The sequence below is a fragment of the Pseudomonas fluorescens genome, assembly GCF_900215245.1.
GTDB classification, from domain to species: domain Bacteria; phylum Pseudomonadota; class Gammaproteobacteria; order Pseudomonadales; family Pseudomonadaceae; genus Aquipseudomonas; species Aquipseudomonas fluorescens.
In genome coordinates this window covers 6,249,273-6,267,490 of sequence record NZ_LT907842.1, presented here as the reverse complement: position 1 = coordinate 6,267,490, position 18,218 = coordinate 6,249,273, and the positions used below count along the sequence as shown (strand labels likewise).

At 62.3% G+C, this 18,218-nt stretch carries 17 protein-coding genes; 12 read left to right on the top strand and 5 right to left on the bottom strand.

Features of this window, described 5'->3' with window-relative positions; translation table 11 throughout:
* Nucleotides 1-37 precede the first annotated feature (37 nt).
* Entirely contained in the window at nucleotides 38-967 is a 930-nt protein-coding gene (locus CPH89_RS28935) for a DMT family transporter (RefSeq protein ID WP_053256892.1), read from the bottom strand.
* A gap of 92 nt (nucleotides 968-1,059) precedes the next feature.
* On the opposite strand from CPH89_RS28935, the gene CPH89_RS28930 reads away from it, so the two are divergent.
* From CPH89_RS28930 to CPH89_RS28880, 11 genes are all read left to right on the top strand, one after another.
* Complete coding sequence (locus CPH89_RS28930; protein ID WP_053256891.1) at nucleotides 1,060-1,623, top strand: helix-turn-helix domain-containing protein; 564 nt, start codon at nucleotides 1,060-1,062, stop codon at nucleotides 1,621-1,623.
* A gap of 154 nt (nucleotides 1,624-1,777) precedes the next feature.
* Complete coding sequence (locus CPH89_RS28925; RefSeq protein WP_053256890.1) at nucleotides 1,778-2,974, top strand: SfnB family sulfur acquisition oxidoreductase; 1,197 nt, start codon at nucleotides 1,778-1,780, stop codon at nucleotides 2,972-2,974.
* 12 nt (nucleotides 2,975-2,986) lie between these two features.
* Nucleotides 2,987-3,349 (top strand): acyl-CoA dehydrogenase, encoded by a 363-nt coding sequence (locus CPH89_RS28920; protein WP_053256889.1) that lies wholly within the window; start codon nucleotides 2,987-2,989, stop codon nucleotides 3,347-3,349.
* On the top strand, nucleotides 3,349-4,764 hold the full coding sequence (locus tag CPH89_RS28915; RefSeq protein ID WP_053256888.1) for an LLM class flavin-dependent oxidoreductase: 1,416 nt from the start codon (nucleotides 3,349-3,351) through the stop codon (nucleotides 4,762-4,764). The genes CPH89_RS28920 and CPH89_RS28915 overlap by 1 nt, the downstream gene beginning before the upstream one ends.
* Before the next feature lie 133 nt (nucleotides 4,765-4,897).
* On the top strand, nucleotides 4,898-5,809 hold the full coding sequence (locus CPH89_RS28910) for an AMP-binding protein (RefSeq protein WP_053256887.1): 912 nt from the start codon (nucleotides 4,898-4,900) through the stop codon (nucleotides 5,807-5,809).
* Nucleotides 5,806-6,576 carry an ABC transporter ATP-binding protein gene (locus CPH89_RS28905; RefSeq protein ID WP_053256886.1) on the top strand — a complete coding sequence of 257 codons (771 nt, stop codon included), beginning with the start codon at nucleotides 5,806-5,808 and terminating at the stop codon, nucleotides 6,574-6,576. Before CPH89_RS28910 ends, CPH89_RS28905 begins: the two co-directional genes overlap by 4 nt.
* Complete coding sequence (locus CPH89_RS28900) at nucleotides 6,576-7,457, top strand: branched-chain amino acid ABC transporter permease (protein WP_053256885.1); 882 nt, start codon at nucleotides 6,576-6,578, stop codon at nucleotides 7,455-7,457. The genes CPH89_RS28905 and CPH89_RS28900 overlap by 1 nt, the downstream gene beginning before the upstream one ends.
* Before the next feature lie 4 nt (nucleotides 7,458-7,461).
* Nucleotides 7,462-8,511, top strand: coding sequence for a branched-chain amino acid ABC transporter permease (locus CPH89_RS28895; protein ID WP_053256884.1), 1,050 nt, complete (start codon nucleotides 7,462-7,464; stop codon nucleotides 8,509-8,511).
* A 22-nt stretch (nucleotides 8,512-8,533) separates the two neighbouring features.
* Nucleotides 8,534-9,874 carry an ABC transporter substrate-binding protein gene (locus CPH89_RS28890; RefSeq protein ID WP_053256883.1) on the top strand — a complete coding sequence of 447 codons (1,341 nt, stop codon included), beginning with the start codon at nucleotides 8,534-8,536 and terminating at the stop codon, nucleotides 9,872-9,874.
* 3 nt (nucleotides 9,875-9,877) lie between these two features.
* Entirely contained in the window at nucleotides 9,878-10,645 is a 768-nt protein-coding gene (locus CPH89_RS28885; protein WP_053256882.1) for an ABC transporter ATP-binding protein, read from the top strand.
* Nucleotides 10,646-10,657: 12 nt separating this feature from the next.
* Nucleotides 10,658-12,052: an FAD/NAD(P)-binding protein gene (locus tag CPH89_RS28880; RefSeq protein ID WP_053256881.1), complete on the top strand. Its 1,395-nt coding sequence runs from the start codon at nucleotides 10,658-10,660 to the stop codon at nucleotides 12,050-12,052.
* 120 nt (nucleotides 12,053-12,172) lie between these two features.
* On the opposite strand, the gene CPH89_RS28875 is transcribed toward CPH89_RS28880, so the two are convergent.
* Genes CPH89_RS28875 through CPH89_RS28860 form a run of 4 tightly spaced genes read right to left on the bottom strand, consistent with a single transcriptional unit; the run spans nucleotide 12,173 to nucleotide 16,826 of the window.
* The gene (locus CPH89_RS28875; protein ID WP_053256880.1) at nucleotides 12,173-13,429 is read right to left on the bottom strand and encodes an efflux RND transporter periplasmic adaptor subunit; all 1,257 of its coding nucleotides are present in this window, start codon (nucleotides 13,427-13,429) and stop codon (nucleotides 12,173-12,175) included.
* A complete protein-coding gene (locus tag CPH89_RS28870; RefSeq protein ID WP_053256879.1) occupies nucleotides 13,419-14,912 on the bottom strand; it encodes a TolC family protein in 1,494 nt (497 codons plus the stop codon). Before CPH89_RS28870 ends, CPH89_RS28875 begins: the two co-directional genes overlap by 11 nt.
* Complete coding sequence (locus tag CPH89_RS28865) at nucleotides 14,905-16,122, bottom strand: ABC transporter permease (protein WP_053256878.1); 1,218 nt, start codon at nucleotides 16,120-16,122, stop codon at nucleotides 14,905-14,907. Before CPH89_RS28865 ends, CPH89_RS28870 begins: the two co-directional genes overlap by 8 nt.
* Nucleotides 16,119-16,826 carry an ABC transporter ATP-binding protein gene (locus tag CPH89_RS28860; RefSeq protein ID WP_053256877.1) on the bottom strand — a complete coding sequence of 236 codons (708 nt, stop codon included), beginning with the start codon at nucleotides 16,824-16,826 and terminating at the stop codon, nucleotides 16,119-16,121. Before CPH89_RS28860 ends, CPH89_RS28865 begins: the two co-directional genes overlap by 4 nt.
* A 359-nt stretch (nucleotides 16,827-17,185) precedes the next feature.
* Between CPH89_RS28860 and CPH89_RS28855 the strand changes: the two genes are divergently transcribed.
* Entirely contained in the window at nucleotides 17,186-17,938 is a 753-nt protein-coding gene (locus tag CPH89_RS28855) for a TetR/AcrR family transcriptional regulator (protein WP_053256876.1), read from the top strand.
* The last annotated feature ends 280 nt before the right edge of the window (nucleotides 17,939-18,218 follow it).

Sequence of the window (18,218 nt, the reverse complement as noted above, 5' to 3'; positions counted from 1 at the left end):
GTAATGGCAATCTGACAGTCGGCCTGCATGTCCGACCTTACCCTTGCTGTTCCTGTTCCCTTTCATCGCGTAATTCGAGTGCCTTCTGCCCCTTCGTCTTCCACTCACTGACAATCACCGCCGCCACAATCAACGCCGCGCCGACCATCGCAATCGGTGGAAAGCGCTCCCCGGCAATCCGCCCGATCACGCCTGCCCACACCGGCTCACCGGCATAGATCAGGGTGGCACGGGTGGGCGAAACACTCTGCTGCGCCCAGTTCATCGCGACCTGGATCACCGCACTGGTCAAACCCAGGCCCACGGCGCTGAACAGCAGCAACCAGGAGAACCCGGGCAATGCCTCACCCATCGGCACCACCATCAGAAACGACAACAGCGACGCCGTGGCCAATTGCACGACGGTTACCCGACGCACATCCACCTGCCCGGCAAAGGCGCTGATCAGGATGATTTCGGCCGCCACCGCCACGGCGCAGATCAACGTGGCAATTTCGCCGGGGCTGAAGTTCAGCGAGGCACCGGCCGGGCCGGTGAGCAGCATCAACCCGGTGAACGCCAGCATGATGCCGATGGCCGGCATCAGCGCCGGGCGGCGTCCCAGCACCAACCACTGCAACAGGGGCACAAACGGCACATACAGCGCAGTAATGAACGCCGATTGGCTGCTCGGAATGGTCTGTAACCCGATGGTTTGCATGCCGTAGCCGAACATGATCGACGTGCCGATGAAGGCGCCGGCTTTCAATTCAAACAGGGTCAGGCCGCGCAGGGTGCGCAATGAGAAGAAACCCACCACGATGGCTGCCGCGGCAAACCGCAGGCCGACAAAAAACATTGGCCCGCTGACGGTCATGGCATGTTGCACGAGCAAAAACGTGCCGCCCCAAATCATGGTGATCACCACCAGGATGCATTCGGCTTTACTGAAACGGTTGAAACGTGTGGAAGCGTTCGGGGCGGTCATGGCGGCTCGGTCTTGCAAGGGAAAGGCACGGACCGCACAATGCGCCGCACGCTGGGCAGTATACTGCGCACACCTACCTATTGAGCAATATAGTGCACAAAGAAAATCCACAACGGGCTTCGGTCCTGCAACACGTCAGCCAGAACGTTCGTCGTCTGCGGCATGCTGCCGACTTGAGCCAAACCGCGCTATCGGAAAAGTCCGGGGTCAGCCGCCGCATGCTGGTGGCTATCGAGGCGGGCGAGAAAAACGTCAGCCTGTCCACTTTGGACCGTGTCGCCGAAGCGTTGGACGTGGCCTTCAGCGACCTGATCCAGGCGCCGGATGCGGGCGACCACAGCCGCATCAACGAGCTGGCCTGGGCTGGTGACATTCCCGGCAGTAAAGCCGTATTGCTGGCCAAAGCCACCGCGCGCCGCGAAGTGGAATTGTGGGAGATGCGCCTGGAACCCGGTGATCGTTACAACCCCGAGCCAGACCCGGAAGGCTGGAGCGTGCAGCTGTTCGTCTTCGAAGGCAGCCTGACGCTGATTCTCGATGGCGTAGAACAGCACGTCGCCGCTGGCGAGTTCTACATGTTCGCCAGCCGCCAGGCCCACGGCTATCGCAATGACGGTGAGGTCGCCGTGCGCTTTGTGCGTAACGTGGTGATCTAACTGTTTACCCGGCAACAGTCGATGGACACTTTGCTGGTTTGACGCGTGGTCTATCGCCGTGTTTTACCAGCAACTCACTGATTTTATTGGCGATTAAATTCAGGCACGACTCCTGCAATCACCCAGGTATCCCATCGGAGCCTGGAGTCGGCCCATGTCAGCCCATCCTCAACAACCTGCCCATATTATCCGCTCGGATGCCGAAGCGATTGAGGTCGCCATTCGGTTGGCCGCCCGCTTCGCTGTCGACGCCAGCGTGCGCGACCGCGAGCGACGCTTGCCGGTCGCCGAACTTGAAGAGTTTTCCGCCAGCGGCCTGTGGGGTATCACCATTCCCAAGGCCTACGGTGGCGCCGAGGTGTCCTATGTGACCGTGGCCGAGGTGATCAAGGTGATCTCCGCCGCCGACCCGTCCTTGGGGCAAATCCCGCAAAATCACCTGGGCGTGGTGGACATCCTCCTGCAAACCGCCAGCGAGGAACAAAAGCGTCACTACTTCGGCAAGGTCCTGGCGGGCTACCGATTCGGCAACGCCTTCTCTGAAGCCAAGAGCAAAAACGCCGGCACGTTTGACACCCAGATTCGTTTCGACGGCGACACCGCGCAAATCAACGGCGAAAAGTTCTACTGCACCGGCGCGTTGTTCGCCCATCTCGTGCCCACCGTCGGCAACAACGAAAACGGCCAGGCCTTCATTGCCTTCGTCGAACGCGATGCGCCGGGCCTCACGGTGGTCGACAGCTGGGACGGCTTCGGCCAGCGCACCACCGCCAGCGGCGGCGTGACGCTCGATGGCGTGGTTGTGCCACGCAGTGCGGTGATCCCGGCCCATCAGGCCTTCGACCAACCCACCGCCAACGGTCCGATCTCGCAGATTATCCAGGCGGCCGTCGATACGGGCATCGCCGTGGGCGCGCTGGAACAGGCGAAAACGTATGCGCGCCAGGCACGCCCGTGGATCGACAGCCAGCAGGAGCACGGCTGGCAGGACCCGTTTACGATTGCCGCCATTGGCGACCTGGAGTGGCGCGTGCACGGCACCGAAGCCATCCTCGCCAACGCTGGCAAGGCGGTTGACCTGGCCCTGGCGGAGCCCAACGAAGACACCGTGGCCAACGCCTCGCTGGTGGTCGCCCAGGCCAAAGTCCTGTCGGCTGAAACCGCTTTGCTCGCCAGCAGCAAACTCTTCGAACTGGCGGGCACCCGCTCGGTCACGGGCAAGCACAACCTCGACCGCTTCTGGCGCAACGCACGCACCCACACGCTGCACGACCCGGCACGCTGGAAATACCACTTGATCGGCAACTTTGTGCTCAACGGCGTGAAGCCTGCACGCCACGCCTGGAACTGAGGAGCCTGACCCATGACCGCACTCAACGATGCACTCAAGCCTGCGCTGAATCACCCTCTGGACCAGGCGCGCCAACTGTTGGAGAACAGCCGACGCTTTGTGCAGGCCAGCGATGACCCCTATGTGATCAGCCGCTTCGGCGATGTGCAAATTCGCATCGACGTGGCTGCTGCGCTGCTCGACCGCGCCGAAACCCACCCCAGCCCCGTCGCCTTGACGGAAGCGCATATCGCCGCCGCCGAAGCCTTGATTGCCGCCAGCCTTGCTGAATTCGAACTGACCGGACAGCGCACGGTGCTGCCGTCGACCCTCGACGACCCGCTGCGCCGCAAATACCAGGTTGTCGGCAACTACCACCTGAACGGAGTGCTGTGATGTCCCGTGAAATCCGTTTGAATGCCTTCGACATGAACTGTGTCGGCCACCAATCCCCCGGCTTGTGGGCGCACCCGCGTGACCGCTCATGGCAGTACAAGGACCTGGAGTATTGGACCGACCTGGCGAAAATCCTCGAGCGCGGCAAGTTCGACGGGCTGTTTATCGCCGACGTGCTGGGCATCTATGACGTGTACAACGGCAACGGTGACGCGGCGATTCGCCAGGCCGCGCAAGTGCCGGTCAACGATCCTTTGTCACTGATTGCGCCGATGGCATTGGTCACCGAGCACCTGGGCTTTGGCCTCACCGCGTCGCTGTCCTTCGAGCACCCGTATCCGTTTGCGCGCAGGCTTTCCACCCTCGATCACCTGACCAAGGGCCGCGTGGGCTGGAACATTGTCACGTCGTACCTGGAAAGCGGCGCCAAGAACCTCGGCCAGAAAGCCCAGACCGAACATGACGCGCGTTATGACTATGCCGAGGAATACCTGGAAGTTTGCTACAAACTCTGGGAAGGCAGTTGGGAAGAGGGCGCTGTGCTGCGTGACCGCGAACGACGGATTTTCAGCGACCCGAGCAAAATCCATGAGATCCGCCACGTCGGCAAACACTTCCAGGTGCCCGGTATTCACCTCTGCGAGCCATCGCCGCAGCGCACGCCAGTGCTTTACCAGGCGGGCGCGTCCAGCCGTGGCAAGCAGTTCGCCGCCGAACAGGCCGAGTGCGTGTTCGTCGCCGCGCCATCCAAGGTGCTGCTGAAAAAGACTGTCGCTGACATTCGCCGCCGCGCCGCTGAGGCGGGACGTGATCCGAACAAAATCCTGATCTTCAACTTGCAGACGGTGATCGTCGCTGAGACCGACGCCAAGGCGAAAGCCAAGTTTGACGAGTACAAATCCTATGTCAGTTACGAAGGTGCAATGGCGCTGATCTCCGGCTGGACCGGCATTGATTTCAGCCAGTTCAAACCGGATGAGCCGCTCAAGCATGTGCACACCAATGCGATTCAATCGGCCGTGGAAGCCTTCTCCACAGCGGACCCGAACAAGGTCTGGACCCCGCACGAACTGGCCGATTGGGTCGGCATTGGCGGCTTTGGCCCGCTGTTTGTCGGCAGCCCCGAAACCGTGGCCGACCTGTTGCAGGAGTGGGTTGAAGAGACCGATGTGGACGGCTTCAACCTGGCCTACGCACTGACCCACGAAACCTTTATCGACGCCGTGGACTGGCTGGTGCCGGAGTTGCAAAGGCGCGGCGTGTACAAGACCGAATACGCCCAGGGCACCTTGCGCGAAAAGCTGTTCGGCGAGGGCGCGCGGCTGGCGTCGAACCATCCGGGCGCCGGCTATCGCGATTTGTCGGGTTCACACAAAACCACTGTGGGAGCGGGCTTGCTCGCGAATGCGGACTGACATTCAACATCAATGTTGACTGAACCGGCGCTTTCGCGAGCAAGCCCGCTCCCACAGGTTGATCTTCATTGTTTGATCTAATTCAGCCAGCGGACCACCGCACGCTTAACCACCCAATAGGAGCATTACCCCTATGAGCGTGCACGAACTCAAACGCCCGGCGGTGCCGGAGTGGCCCGCCGAATGGCTTGGCCCATTACCCAAGGCCCAGGCGCACCTGCACCACTGGGCGCAGATCACTCCGCTGCACACCGCCTTGCGGCACAAGCGCCAGGGCCAGTGGTATGCGTGGCGCTGGATCGATGCCTTGCGCGATGTGGAGCGCCTGGCCGACGGCCTGCGCCAGCAGGGTTTCGGCACGCAGTCGCGGCTGGCCCTCAGTGGGGCTTTCGAGCCCAACCTGTTGCTGCTGGCGCTGGCCGCACAGTCCGTCGGCGGGCAGGTAGTGACCCTGGCTGACGACCTGGAGCCCGAGGCCTTGTACCAGCAGCTATGGCGCATTCAGCCCAGCCATTCTTATGCGCAGGGGCGTCAGCAGGTGCGGCATTGGCAGTCCGCCAACCCGTTGAGTTTTAGCCAATTGCTCGGCCCGGTAGACCCGGCGCAACCGCTGCATCGCTGGTGGCCATCAAGGCCTGAAACCGTGCTGTGGAGTGAGGAGGGCACTCACTGGCAAGGCGGTCTGCAAGTGGTGCTGGAGCAATGGTTGAACAGCGGCCACGGCCTGGCATTTCCCGAAAGCCTCGCCTCGGCCCGGCGCGATTGCAGCGAGGTCGTGCCTACCGGCCTGCTGCTGTCGCCCGAGCGCTTGCAGCACCTGGCCGATGATATCGAACGCCGTCTTGCGCCCCCCGGCACCTGGCGTCGACGCCTGTGCGACTGGGCCATTGCGTACCCACAAAGCGGCGTGCGGCGCCTGATCAAAAACCGCGTGCGCAAGCTGCTGGGCTTCCAGCGCCTGGCATACATCTGGCAGCCACCCAGCACGCAAAAGACTCACAACGACCCAGCATGGCTGGCTGAATTCAAACGGGACATCGCATGAGCCAGGCCATTCTCCAGGTACGGGATATCTCGCTGTCGTTCAAAGGGGTCAAGGCCATCAATGCCTTGTCCTTCGAGGTGCAGCGCGGCGAAATCTGTGCGCTGATCGGCCCCAATGGCGCCGGTAAAAGTTCGTTGCTCAACGTGCTTAACGGCGTGTATCGCTTTGACGCCGGTGAAATCGTTTTTGAGCAACACCACTTCCACCGCATCGACCCTTTGGGCGCCGCGCGTCGCGGCATCGGCCGCACGTTCCAGAACAACGCGCTGTTCAAGAAGATGAGTGTGCTCGACAACATCCTCACCGGCCTGTCGCGGCATATGCGCACCACCTTTATCGAGCAAGCCCTCGACTTGCCGCGCGCGCGTCGAGAGGCCGCAGCGTTTCGCCTGCGTGCCCAAGGCATTCTCGAATTTCTCGAACTGCAAGCCCATCGCGATGTGCTGGTGGGCAACCTGTCCTATGGCCTGCAAAAGCGCGTAGAGCTTGGCCGCGCGTTGATCGCGGGCCCCAGCCTGTTGCTGCTGGATGAACCCATGGCCGGGATGAATGCCGAGGAAAAACAAGAAATGGCCCGCTTCGTCGCCGATGTGAACCGCGACCTGGGCACCACCGTGGTGTTGATCGAACACGACATGGGCGTGGTCATGGGCTTGTCGGACCATGTGGTGGTGCTCGACTACGGGCGCAAGGTGGGGGACGGCACGCCCGCCGAAGTGCAAGCCAATCCGGACGTGATCGCGGCCTATCTGGGAGTCGCACACTGATGACCTTCTTCTTCGAAACCCTGCTCGGCGGCCTGCTCGCCGGCACCCTGTATTCGCTGGTCGCGATCGGCTTCGTGCTGATCTATAAGGCCAGCGGTGTGTTCAATTTCGCCCAGGGCTCGATGCTGCTGTTTGCCGCCCTGACCTTTGTCAGCCTGCACGACCAGGGTGTGCCGTTTGCCCTGGCGCTGTTGCTGACAGTGATGGTGATGATCGTCGGCGCGTTGCTTATCGAGCGGCTGGTATTGCGGCCGCTGGTCAACCGTTCACAGATCACCCTGTTCATGGCCACCTTGGGCCTGTCGTTCATTATCGAAGGCCTGGCCCAAGGCGTGATGGGCTCGCAGGTGCGCGCGCTGGATTTGGGCATCGACGATGTGCCGCTGTTTGTCGGGCCGCTGATGCTCAGCCAGTTCGACCTGATCGCCGCCGCAGCGGCTGTTGTGCTGGTGACCGTGCTGGCGCTGCTGTTCAACAAGACGCGCATCGGCGTATCACTGCGGGCGGTCGCGGATGACACCACGGCGGCGCTGTCGATCGGCATCAACCTCAACCGTATCTGGCAGATCGTCTGGGCGGTGGCCGGCATTGTCGGCCTGGTGGCGGGCCTGTTGTGGGGCGCGCGCCAGGGCGTGCAGTTTTCGCTGTCGCTGGTGGTGCTCAAAGCCTTGCCAGTATTGATCATCGGCGGCTTTACCTCGATTGGCGGGGCGATCGTCGGCGGGCTGATTGTCGGCGCGGCGGAGAACCTCGCCGAGGTGTACATCGGCCCACTGATCGGCGGTGGCATCACCCCATGGTTCGCCTACGTATTGGCCCTGGCCTTCCTGTATATCCGTCCCGCCGGTCTGTTCGGCGAGCGCGCCATCGAGCGAGTCTGAAACCATGTCGATTCCTGTAGTTCAAGAAACTGCGCCGTTGCTGTTGATTCAGCGGCGTCTGCCCTGGGGCCTTCTCGGCCTGTTGGTGCTGGCCTTTATCGTGGTGCCATTGTGGGGCAATGACTATTGGCTCAATGCGATCCTGATTCCATTTCTGGTGCTGTCGCTGGCCGGGCTGGGCTTGAACCTGTTGACCGGCTACACCGGGCAAACCTCGGTGGGCGCGGCCGGGTTCATGGCCGTCGGGGCGTTTGCCACCTACGGCTTTCTGCTGCGCCTGCCGGAGCTGGGCTTGCCGGTGGCGCTGCTCGGTGGCGGTATTATCAGTGCGTGGGTGGGGTTGGTATTTGGCCTGCCCAGCTCGCGGATCAAGGGGTTCTACTTGATGGTCACGACGCTGACGGCGCAGTTCTTCCTGGAGTGGCTGTTCGTCAAATTCCCCTGGTTCTACAACTACGGTTCTTCCGGCACCATTTCCGCGCCAAAACTCGCCCTGTTCGGCCATGACCTCAACACACCGCTGGGCCGCTACCTGTTGACCCTGGTCACGGTGCTGCTGCTGACCTGGACCGCCGTCAACCTGGTGCGCAGCCAAGTGGGCCGAAACTGGATGGCGATCCGCGACATGGACACCGCCGCCGCCGTGGTCGGCATCCCGGTAGTGCGCTACAAGCGCCTGGCCTTCGCCGTCAGTTCGTTCTATCTGGGCATTGCCGGCGCGCTGTGGGCGTTTGCCTACCTGGGCACCGCCAGCGCGAGCAGCTTCGATATCAACCGCTCGTTCCAGATCCTGTTCATCATCATTATCGGTGGCATGGGCAGCATCGCCGGCAACTTCGTGGGCGCGGCGTTTATCAGCCTGCTGCCGATCTTTCTCAGCCATGCCGGGCAGGCATTGTTCGGGGGGTCGGTGGACGCAGGGCAGCTGCAGAACCTGCAGAAAATCATCTTCGGCGTGTTGATCATCGTGTTCCTGATCAAGGAACCCGAGGGGTTGATTCGCCTGCTGCACAACCTGCGTGACCGCCTGCGGCAGTGGCCGCTGCGCTTCTAACATTCCCTCAAGAGAATCCAATATGCGTGCAACCCTGAAACGTTCCCTGATCGGCGCCGCCTTCGCGCTGGCTGCCCTGGCCGGTGCGGTGCCCCAGGCGCTGGCTTCGCCCGACCAGCAATTTATCCCGTTGGCCACTTATCGTGTCGGCTCATATGCGTCCAGCGGCGTGCAGGTGTGGGCCGGGATGATCGATTACCTGCGCTATATCAATGAGATTGAAGGCGGCATCAACGGCGTCAAATTGGTGTGGCAGGAATGCGAGACCGAATGGACGGCGGAGAAGGGCATTGAGTGCTACGAGCGCTTCAAAAACGGCCTGGATGGCGCGCCGGTTGCGGTCTATCAGCCCAATGGTGCACCCGCCGCTTATGCCCTGAGCGAGCGGGCGGAAGTGGACAAGATCCCGCTCATCACCCTCGGCTACGGCCGCACCGAAGCGACCGACGGCACGGTGTTCCCGTATAACTTTCCGGTGATGCTGACCTTCTACAGCGAAGCGTCGACCCTGGTGAACTACATCGCCCAACGCGAAGGCGGCTTCGACAAACTCAAGGGCAAGAAGATCGCCACGGTCTATCACGACTCGGCCTACGGGCGGGAAACCCTCGGCCCGTTAAAACTCTTGGCTGAGAAATACGGCTTTGAAAATATCCAGATTCCGGTGGCCGACCCCGGTAACGAACAGTCGGCGCAGTGGCGCCAGGTACGCCAGGCCAACCCGGACTGGGTATTCCTGCGCACCTGGGGTGTGTCGACCCCGGTGGCGGTGAAAACCGCTGCGCGTTTCGGCTTTCCGGTGGACCACATCATCGGCGATATCTGGGCCAGTTCCAGCGAAGACGTGTTGCCCGCAGGCGCCGCCGCCAAAGGTTACCTGGCGCTCACGCCATATCCGGCCGGCGCCGATTTCGAGATCCACAAACGCCTCAAGCAGTCCGTCCTCGACAAGGGGCACAGCGACCTTAAGGACCTGAAAAACTTCGGCAGCGTCTACTACAACTCGGGTTTGGTCAACGCCGCCGTGGCCGTGGAAGCGATTCGCACCGGCCAGGCCAGGTTCGGCAAACGCCCATTGAATGGCGAAGAAGGCCGCTGGGGCCTGGAACACTTGAACATCGATGACGCGCGCCTCAAAGCCATGGGCTATCTGGGCCTGATGCAGAACCTCAAGCTGTCGTGCCGCGACCACGAAGGCGGTGGCTCGGCGCGGGTGCAACAGTGGGACGGTGCCAACTGGACGCTGATCAGCGACTGGATTGCCGCCGACCGTGCGCTCTTGCGCCCACTGATCGATGAAAAATCCGCTGCGTTCGCCAAGGAAAAAGGCCTGACGCCGCGCACCTGCACCGGGGACGAATAAGCCATGAGTCAGCCCGCCGCTGAACCCGCGTCCCCGTCGCTGCTGACGGTCAACGACATCGAAGTGATCTACGACGGCGCGATCCTGGCGGTGGCCGGGGTCTCATTGAATGTGCCCAAGGGCGCCATTGTCGCCTTGCTGGGTGCCAATGGCGCCGGCAAGAGCACCACCCTCAAGGCGATTTCAGGGCTGGTGCGTGCCGAGCGGGCCGAAGTCAGCCGCGGCATGATCGAGTATGCCGGCCGCGATCTGGCCGGCGTCGACCCCAGCCAACGCGTCCGCCAGGGCATGGTCCACGTGTTGGAGGGCCGGCACGTGTTCGGCCAATTGAGCGTGGAAGACAACCTGCGCAGCGGCGGCTTTGTGCGGCGCCTGAGCCGCAGGGACATGGAACACGACCTGGAACGCCTCTACGCCTGGTTCCCCCGGCTCAAGACCAAGCGCCATACCCGCGCCGGGCTGACCTCTGGCGGTGAGCAGCAAATGGTTGCCATCGGCAGGGCATTGATGACTCGCCCGACCCTGGTGCTGCTCGACGAGCCGTCGATGGGCTTGGCACCGATGATCGTGCAGGAGATTTTCGAGATCATCGCGCAGCTCAACCGCGAGCAGCAGGTGAGCTTCCTGATCGCCGAGCAAAACATCAACGTCGCGCTTAACTATGCGTCCCAGGGCTACGTGCTGGATACTGGGCGGGTGGTGTTGAGTGGCAGCGCCACAGCGTTGCTGGCGCGGGGCGATTTGCATGATATTTATCTGGGTAAACACTAAGGGCAAATGTGCATGACTGAATCCATCCGCAACGCTGATGTGCTGATCATCGGCGGCGGTCTGAGCGGCACGATGTTGGCGGTGCAACTGCTGCGTTTGCCCGGGCAGCGGCAAATCCTGGTGATTGAACCGCGCGCCGAGCTCGGCCGTGGCGAAGCCTACAGCGCCGTCGAGTTGGGCCACACCCTCAATGGTAACGCTGCGCGCATGAGTGTCGACCCGGACAACCCGGATGACCTGACGCAATGGCTCACCGGCTACCTTGACGCCGGTGGTTGGCCGCAGGCGCACCAGCAGCCGGTGCCGATCAGTGAGCTGTTCCCGCCGCGCGGGATTTTTGGGTTGTACGCGCAGCAGCGGTTGGCGCAGGCCACGGCGCTGTCAGCGTCGACGGTCAAGCACATCCGTGCCGAGGTGGTCGACTTGCTCGTGGACGACACGTGCACCCGCTTGACCCTCGATAACGGCCAGCAACTGCGCGGCGCCCATGCGGTGTTGGCCACGGGGATGTTCCCGGCGGCGCGCACACCACAGACTCATTCCAGCGGCTTGAACGCCGCGGCGGTGGACCCGTGGGACGTCCAGGCGATGACCCGGATCGACCCGCAATCGACGGTGCTGATCATAGGTTCCGGGCTGACCATGGTGGATGCCGTGGTATCCCTGGAGCAGGCCGGTCATCTTGGGCCAATCGAGATTTTCTCGCGCCACGGTTTATTGCCCCATGTGCGCCGCCAGCCGCCGAGCTGGGAGGATTTTCTCGCCGCGGACCCCAGCCTGCGCAGCCCTCGGCAATTACTGCGCGAGGTGCGGCGCCAATGCCGCATCGCGCAAGCCCAAGGCATCGACTGGCAAGCCCCGCTGGACACCGTGCGCGCGCATATCGGGCGCCTGTGGAGCCAGGCTGGCGAGCGCGAAAAACGCCAGTTCGTGCGCCATGTACGGCCCTGGTGGGAAAGCCATCACCACCGCTCGCCACCGTTGAGTGCGCAGTTAGTGGCGCGATTGCAGGAGGAAGGGCGACTGCGCATTCAGGCGGCGTCGTTCAAGGGCCTGGTCGCTTGCGAGGATGCCGTGACGATCAACGTGCGTCGTCGCGGCGAGCAGCTGGTCACTCAGGTGGCGGGCGCGGCACTGATCAATTCCAGCGGCATTGAATACGATTGGCGCCGCGTGGCTCGGCCGTTGCCGCAACAGTTGCTCAAGCGCGGGTTGATCCAGCCCGGGCCGCTCGCACTGGGGATTGCGGCGGATGTGTCCGGCGCGGTTGTCGATGCCGAAGGCAAGGTCAGCCAGCGCCTGTTCGCCATGGGCCCGCCATTGCGCGGGATGTGGTGGGAAAGCACGGCGGTGACCGATGTGGCGATTCAGGCCAAGGCGCTGGCGGCCAAGCTCACCCAACGCTAAAGGTGGGAGCGGGCTTGCTCGCGAAAGCGGTGGATCAGTTAGCCCCTTGCCGACTGATACTGCGCTTTCGCGAGCAAGCCCGCTCCCACATTTGGATCTCTATTGATCTTGAGAGTGTGTTCAACTTCCTGCTTTTACGAACCCAGGCTTGAGCCCAAACACTTCAACGCCTTGGGCGGTCGACTGTCCGGTCGTCACCTTCACCCGCTCCACCGGCTTATCCATCGCCGCCCGATACTCCACGGTCATGTCATCGCGGTTAATGGCCTGGCTCGGCACCACGATCGCCTGCGCATTGTTGTACGTCACAATGGTCAAGCGTGCGCTCATCCCCAGCCGCACCCGTTGCAACTGCTGGGCGGTGAGCTTGGGGATCGACAACGTCACCGGAAACTGCGCGCTGCCCTGGCTGTCGCTGGCAATCGCCAGGCCGCTGACCACACTGACGGACCCGGTCAGCCGCTCGCCGTCGAACCCATCGCCCATCACCTCTACCGCCTGGCCCGGGTGCAATTGGTTGATGTCCAACTCCGACACCCTGGCGACAATTTTCAGCCGCTCGATATTGGCCAGGCCGAACAGCACCTGCCCCTGGCTCACCTTGCTGCCGGCCTGCACCGGCGCGTTGTTGTTACCGCCACTTTGAGGCGAATTATTACTGCCGGGTGCGGGCACCACGATGCCGGAGAACGGCGCCTTGACCTCCTTGCCATCGAGCAACGTGTGCAGCGCCTCGTACTTCACTGTGGCATTGGTCAGTTCCATGTCCGCGATTTGCCTGTACTCGCCCTGGCCCTGCGCCTGTGCCTGCTGCAAATCCATGCGTGCAGAGGCGAGGTCGAGTTGCTGCTGCTGGGTCTGCTGTTTGAGGTCATCCAGTTCGTTGCGCGGGATGATGCCGCGCTTGAACAGGTTTTCACTCTCGGTGAGTTTGCGCTGGGTGTTACCGGCGGTCATTTCGGCGGTGCGCAGGCTACGGCGCGCACGGCTGACGGCGGGGCTGCTGTTCCAGTCCTGCATCTCTTGCACGGTGCGCCGGGCCTTGAGCTGGGCGGACAAGGCATCGCGCAGTTGCACTTCGAGGGTGGCCGGGTCCATGCGCAGCAGCACCTGGCCGGCGTCTACCCGCTGGCCCTGTTCCACCAGGTTGGCCAGCACGTTGCCGTCGAACGGCGCGGTAAGGGTGATGATGGTGTCGGGTTCGATCTTGCCCACCAGGCCAATCTGATGCACCAGTGGGTCAGGTTTCACGGCCAGCCATTGTTCGGCTGTATCGGTCTGCCCGGCATCGCTGCGGTGGCTGAGCGCGGTGACGCCGGCGCCCGTCAGCAGCACGATCAATGCAGCGCCCAGCAGGCGTTTTTTATTAGTAGTCATTGAGGGCGATTTCCCAACTTTCCAGCGTCATGCCCAGTGTCAGGTCGAACTGGGTCTGGGCGTTCAAATAAGCGATCAGCGCGTTGAGCTGCGCGTTCTCGGCATTGCGCAGGTCGGCCTCGAAACTCAGCACCTGGAAGTTGCTGGAGCGCCCGGCGCTGAGTTTCTCCCGCTCGATCTCGATCTTGCGGCGCGACAGTTCCACGGCCCGCTGGGAGATTTCATACTGGCGCCAGCGGGTGCCGAGGTCACGCACCACGTCGTTGACGTTGCGCTCCAGTTCCTGGCGCGCATCGGCGATGCGGATCTCCTGATCCTCCACATTGACCCGTGCTCGCACCTCGGCCTGGCGCGTGCTGATGTCGCCAATCGGGATCTGCACCTGCACACCGGCGTAGCTGTTCCAGGTGCGGTTATGGTTGTTGCCATTGTCGATGTTGCTGTTGCTGTTGCTGTAGGCATCGCGTACCTGGTTGGCCCCGGCCACCAGGTCCACTTGCCAGCGTCCGGAATCCTTGGCGATGACCAGGTTGAGGTCGGCCTGCTGGCTACCGAGCAGGGCGGCGAGGTATTCCGGCTGCTGGGTTTGCGCGAGGTTGAAGGCCTGGCGCTTGTCGATGACCATCGGCTTGGCTTCCAGCGCCTCACTGGCGCGGATCGGCGTCGACAGGTCCAGGGCCAACAGGCGCAATAGCGCCAGGCGGCTGGTGTCCAGCTGGTTGCGGGCTTCTTCCACACCGAGTTGCTGAGTCGCGATATCGGCTTCGGTCTGCACGATTTCGAACTCGGCCATGCGCCCCGCGCTGATCAGCGCCTTGTTCACTTCCAGCAAGGTGTTGGAACGTTTCAGGGCATCCTGGACAATGCTCAACTGCTCCTGGGCGCGCAGCAATTCACGGTAAGTGGCGATGATCTGGCTGATGGTCTGCGCCACGGTGGCCTTGAGGTTCAGGCGGTTGGCCTGCTCCGACAGGCGCGACAGGCGCAGCGGCGCGGTGGTGGCGTCCCAACCTGCGCCGCGCATGAGCGGCTGGATGAGCGCCAGGTCCAGGCCGTCGCTGCGGTAGCGGCCAGCGCGGTCGGCGGTGTTCAGTTGTTGGGTCCAGGCCATGCTCAGCCGGGTGCCGTACTCGCCAAGCAGGGTTGCATTCGGGGCCAGGTTGGCATTGCGCGAGTTATCGACCGAGCCGCGACTTTGGCGGTAATAACTGTTGAGGGTGAGCTTGGGGTTGAACGTGTCTTCGGCCACCCGCAGATCGAACTTCTGCGCCACCCGCTGCAGGTAGGCACTGCGGATCGCCGGGTTGTTGCGCAAGCCCAGGTACACCGCATCGCCCAAGGTCATCGTGGTGACCTGCGCGTTCAGCGACACGCTTCGATCGTAACCACTGCGCGTGGTGCTGGGGGCGGACGGGTTGATGACCACGTCGGCGGCCATGCCCGGCAGGCTGACCAGCACGAGCAAGCCGAGCCATTTATTCATCACGCAAGGCCTCCACCGGCTGCAGCCGCGAGGCCGAGACCGCCGGGTAGATGCCAAAGAACAGGCCGACCAGCAGTGTACTGCCGACCCCCAACGGCAGGGCGGCGGCAGCCAGGGCAAACTGCCAGCCCGACAGCCAGGCGTAGAGCCAGGCGGCAGTCATGCCCAGCACCGCGCCGCATAATGCGCCGACGGCCGTCAGCGTGACGGCCTCCAGCAGGAACAGGTTGCGGATGTCGCGCTGGCGCGCACCCAAGGCCATGCGAATGCCGATTTCACGACGGCGCTCCGAGACATTCATCAGCATTACGTTCATCACCCCGACACCGCCGCCAACCAGGGAAATGGCACCCAGGGCCAGCAACAAGTAGGCGAACGTGCGGCTTTGCCGGGTCATGCCATCGATCATTTGTTGGGGCACCTGGATGTCGACATCGCGGTCGGTGAGCTGGCTTTTCAGTGCGACGGCGGCGTCGCGGGCGATGCGGTCCATGTCCTGGCCGGGCATGGCACGGATGAGCACATTGCTGATTTGCGGGGTCGGGTAGATGCGGCGCATGCCTTCGGCGGGGATGAACAGGGATTCGTTGGCTTGCACCGGCATCAGCATGGCGCGGGGTTGGTTGTGCAGGATGCCCACCACCAGGAACAGGTAATCGTTGATGCGCACGCGATCACCCAACTTCAGTGGGTCGCCCGGCGTACTCAGGGCCTGGGCAATCTGGTCGCCGACCACGCCGTAGGTTTCGCCGGCGTCGAAGTTCGATAGAAAACGCCCCTCACGCACCGCCAGGCGCATGGCGTCCTTGATGTCCGGCGTGGTGCCGACAACGTTGGCGCTGACCGTGCGACCGTGGAACACGATGGGCCCGCCGAACACACTGAGCGCGCCGATATGACCGATGCCCGGCACCGTTCGGCGTACCGCGTCGAGGTCGAGGCTGGCGCGCATCAGTGCATTGCTGTTGCCTTTGGGCGGGAACTGGGCGACCAGGGTGTCGGTGCCCATGTCCTTGAAAATCAGCGCGGCATCCACCGCCGCGTTGTGGCCGATATTGATCAACGCCACCACCGATGAACTGCCGATCACGATACCCAGCAGTGCCAGGACTGAGCGTTTGCCCAGGGTGCGCAGGCTGACGAACGCTTCATGCAGCAGTTGGCTGAGGCTCTGTTCAACCCGCAGGCTGCGCTCTACCCGCAGGCTCATAGGCGCTCGGCCTCCTGCACCACGCCATTGCGTACCAGAATCTTGCGCTCCAGGCGCTCGGCGATATGCGCGTCATGGGTGACGATGATCAGCGTCACCTGCTGTTCGCGGTTGAGGGCCAGGAGCAAGTCCATGATCTCCTGGGCGGTGGTGCTGTCGAGGTTGCCGGTGGGTTCGTCGGCGAGGATCACCGAGGGTTTGCCGACCAGGGCGCGAGCAATCGCCACGCGCTGGCGCTGACCACCGGAGAGGTCGGCGGGGCGATGGTGGGCGCGCTCCGCCAGGCCGACTTGCGCGAGCATGCGCAGTGCCTGCTCCACTGATTCATGGCGCGACACACCGCGGTAACTGAGGGGCAGGGCGACGTTGTCCAGCGCACTGAGGCGCGGCAGCAGGTTGAAGCTCTGGAACACAAAACCGATCTGCTGGTTGCGGATCGCGGCCAGCTCATCGGGCGTCGCGCTGAAAATATCGTGACCGGCAAAGTGGTACCGGCCGCAGTTGGGCAGGTCCAGCAAGCCGAGGATATTGAGCAGGGTGCTTTTGCCGGAACCGGAGGCGCCGAGAATGCCGCAGCTGTCGCCGCTGGCGATGGACAGGCACACATCATTAAGAATGGACAGGTGTTGCCCGGCGAGCTGATAGCTTTTGCCGATGCCTTGCAGGGAGATCAAGCCTGGGTGCGCGGGGGTATCTGTCATCATGACTACGCCTGCAGTCTCGACGGTGCCGTCATGCCCCCGGTAAATCTTTGTAACAAGTTCGGGAGCTGCCTGGTACGCGTCACGGACTGGTTTTGTTTCTTGTTTTTAAAATATTGTTTGAATAGTAACCGCGTTCAATCCGCTTCGCCAGCGGTGGATGTAGAGCGGTTTTATCCTTTGAAAGCTTTTTTCTGCGGCTCGGTTCAGGCGCTCAGCAATGCCTTCGTCTATCTTCACAACGCCCGGTTATACAGGCTTTTATAGGGATGAAGGCGTGCCACTGCTTGCTTTCGACAGGCCGCCCCGGTATAAAAAATCAAATTATTTTTTAAAACAATATTTCCCCCCGTGGAACTCTTATGGTCGCGAAGAAACTCAGCGCTCCAAACGTTACCAAGACTCGACTGCTGGATGCGACAGAGGCTCTTTTCATCAAATACGGCTATGACGCCGTGCTGCTGCGGCAGATTACCGAGCGCGCGCAGGTGAACCTGGCCGCCGTGAACTATCACTTCGGGGACAAGGATTCCCTGATGAAAACCCTGCTGATGCAGCGCCTGGAGCCGCTCAACGAGCAGCGCCTGGAATTGCTTGCGCGCTGCGAAGCTGAAGCCAGCGGCCCGCTCGATTGCGACACCTTGCTTGGGGTGCTGTTTGCCCCGGCCATGGGCCTGGAACGCAGCGACCCGGCCAGCGGCGAAGGGCGCTCGTTCATTCGTTTCCTGGGGCGGGTGTACAGCGACACCTCGCCGTTTATCCAGGAATACCTCAAGGTGCATTACCAGCCGGTATTTCAGCGCTTCTTCGAAGCCTTCGCCCTGGCATTGCCGGACTTGCCACGCAACGAGCTGGGTGTGCGCCTGCAATTTGCGCTCAAGGCGATTTCCGGGGTGATGGCGGGGACGGAACTGCGCTTGCTGATGAATTCCATGAGCCTGGGCCGGCCGGCCACTGATGCCGAAGTGATGGCTAAGTTGATCACGCTGGTCTCGGCCGCGATTCGTGTGCCGCAACAAAGTCCTGAGGCCGAAACCGCGCTGGCCAAGGTGTTGGATACCCAGCGTGCGATTCGTGAACAAGCAACTGCGCCTGCTTCCAAAGCGGCCCGTTGAACTCCAAATCCAAGACAAAAAAAACCCGCTGGGGCGGCGGGTTTTGATGTGCAGCGTTTGTAACGGATGAGGCTTCACCCTACGGCTGCGGATGTGAATAAAGCGTGAAAAAAATGTAAGTAAAAGGCTGGGTGCAGAGAGATTCACGAATACCCGCAGAAACCGTTGTTTTTTGCCGGGCCCCAGCCACTCGTCGCCACTGTCAATTCTGACAGTAGATTCGGCTCCTCTTCCCGACGTCTTATTCACCTTGCCTCGTGCGTCAGTGTGGCGCGCGTTC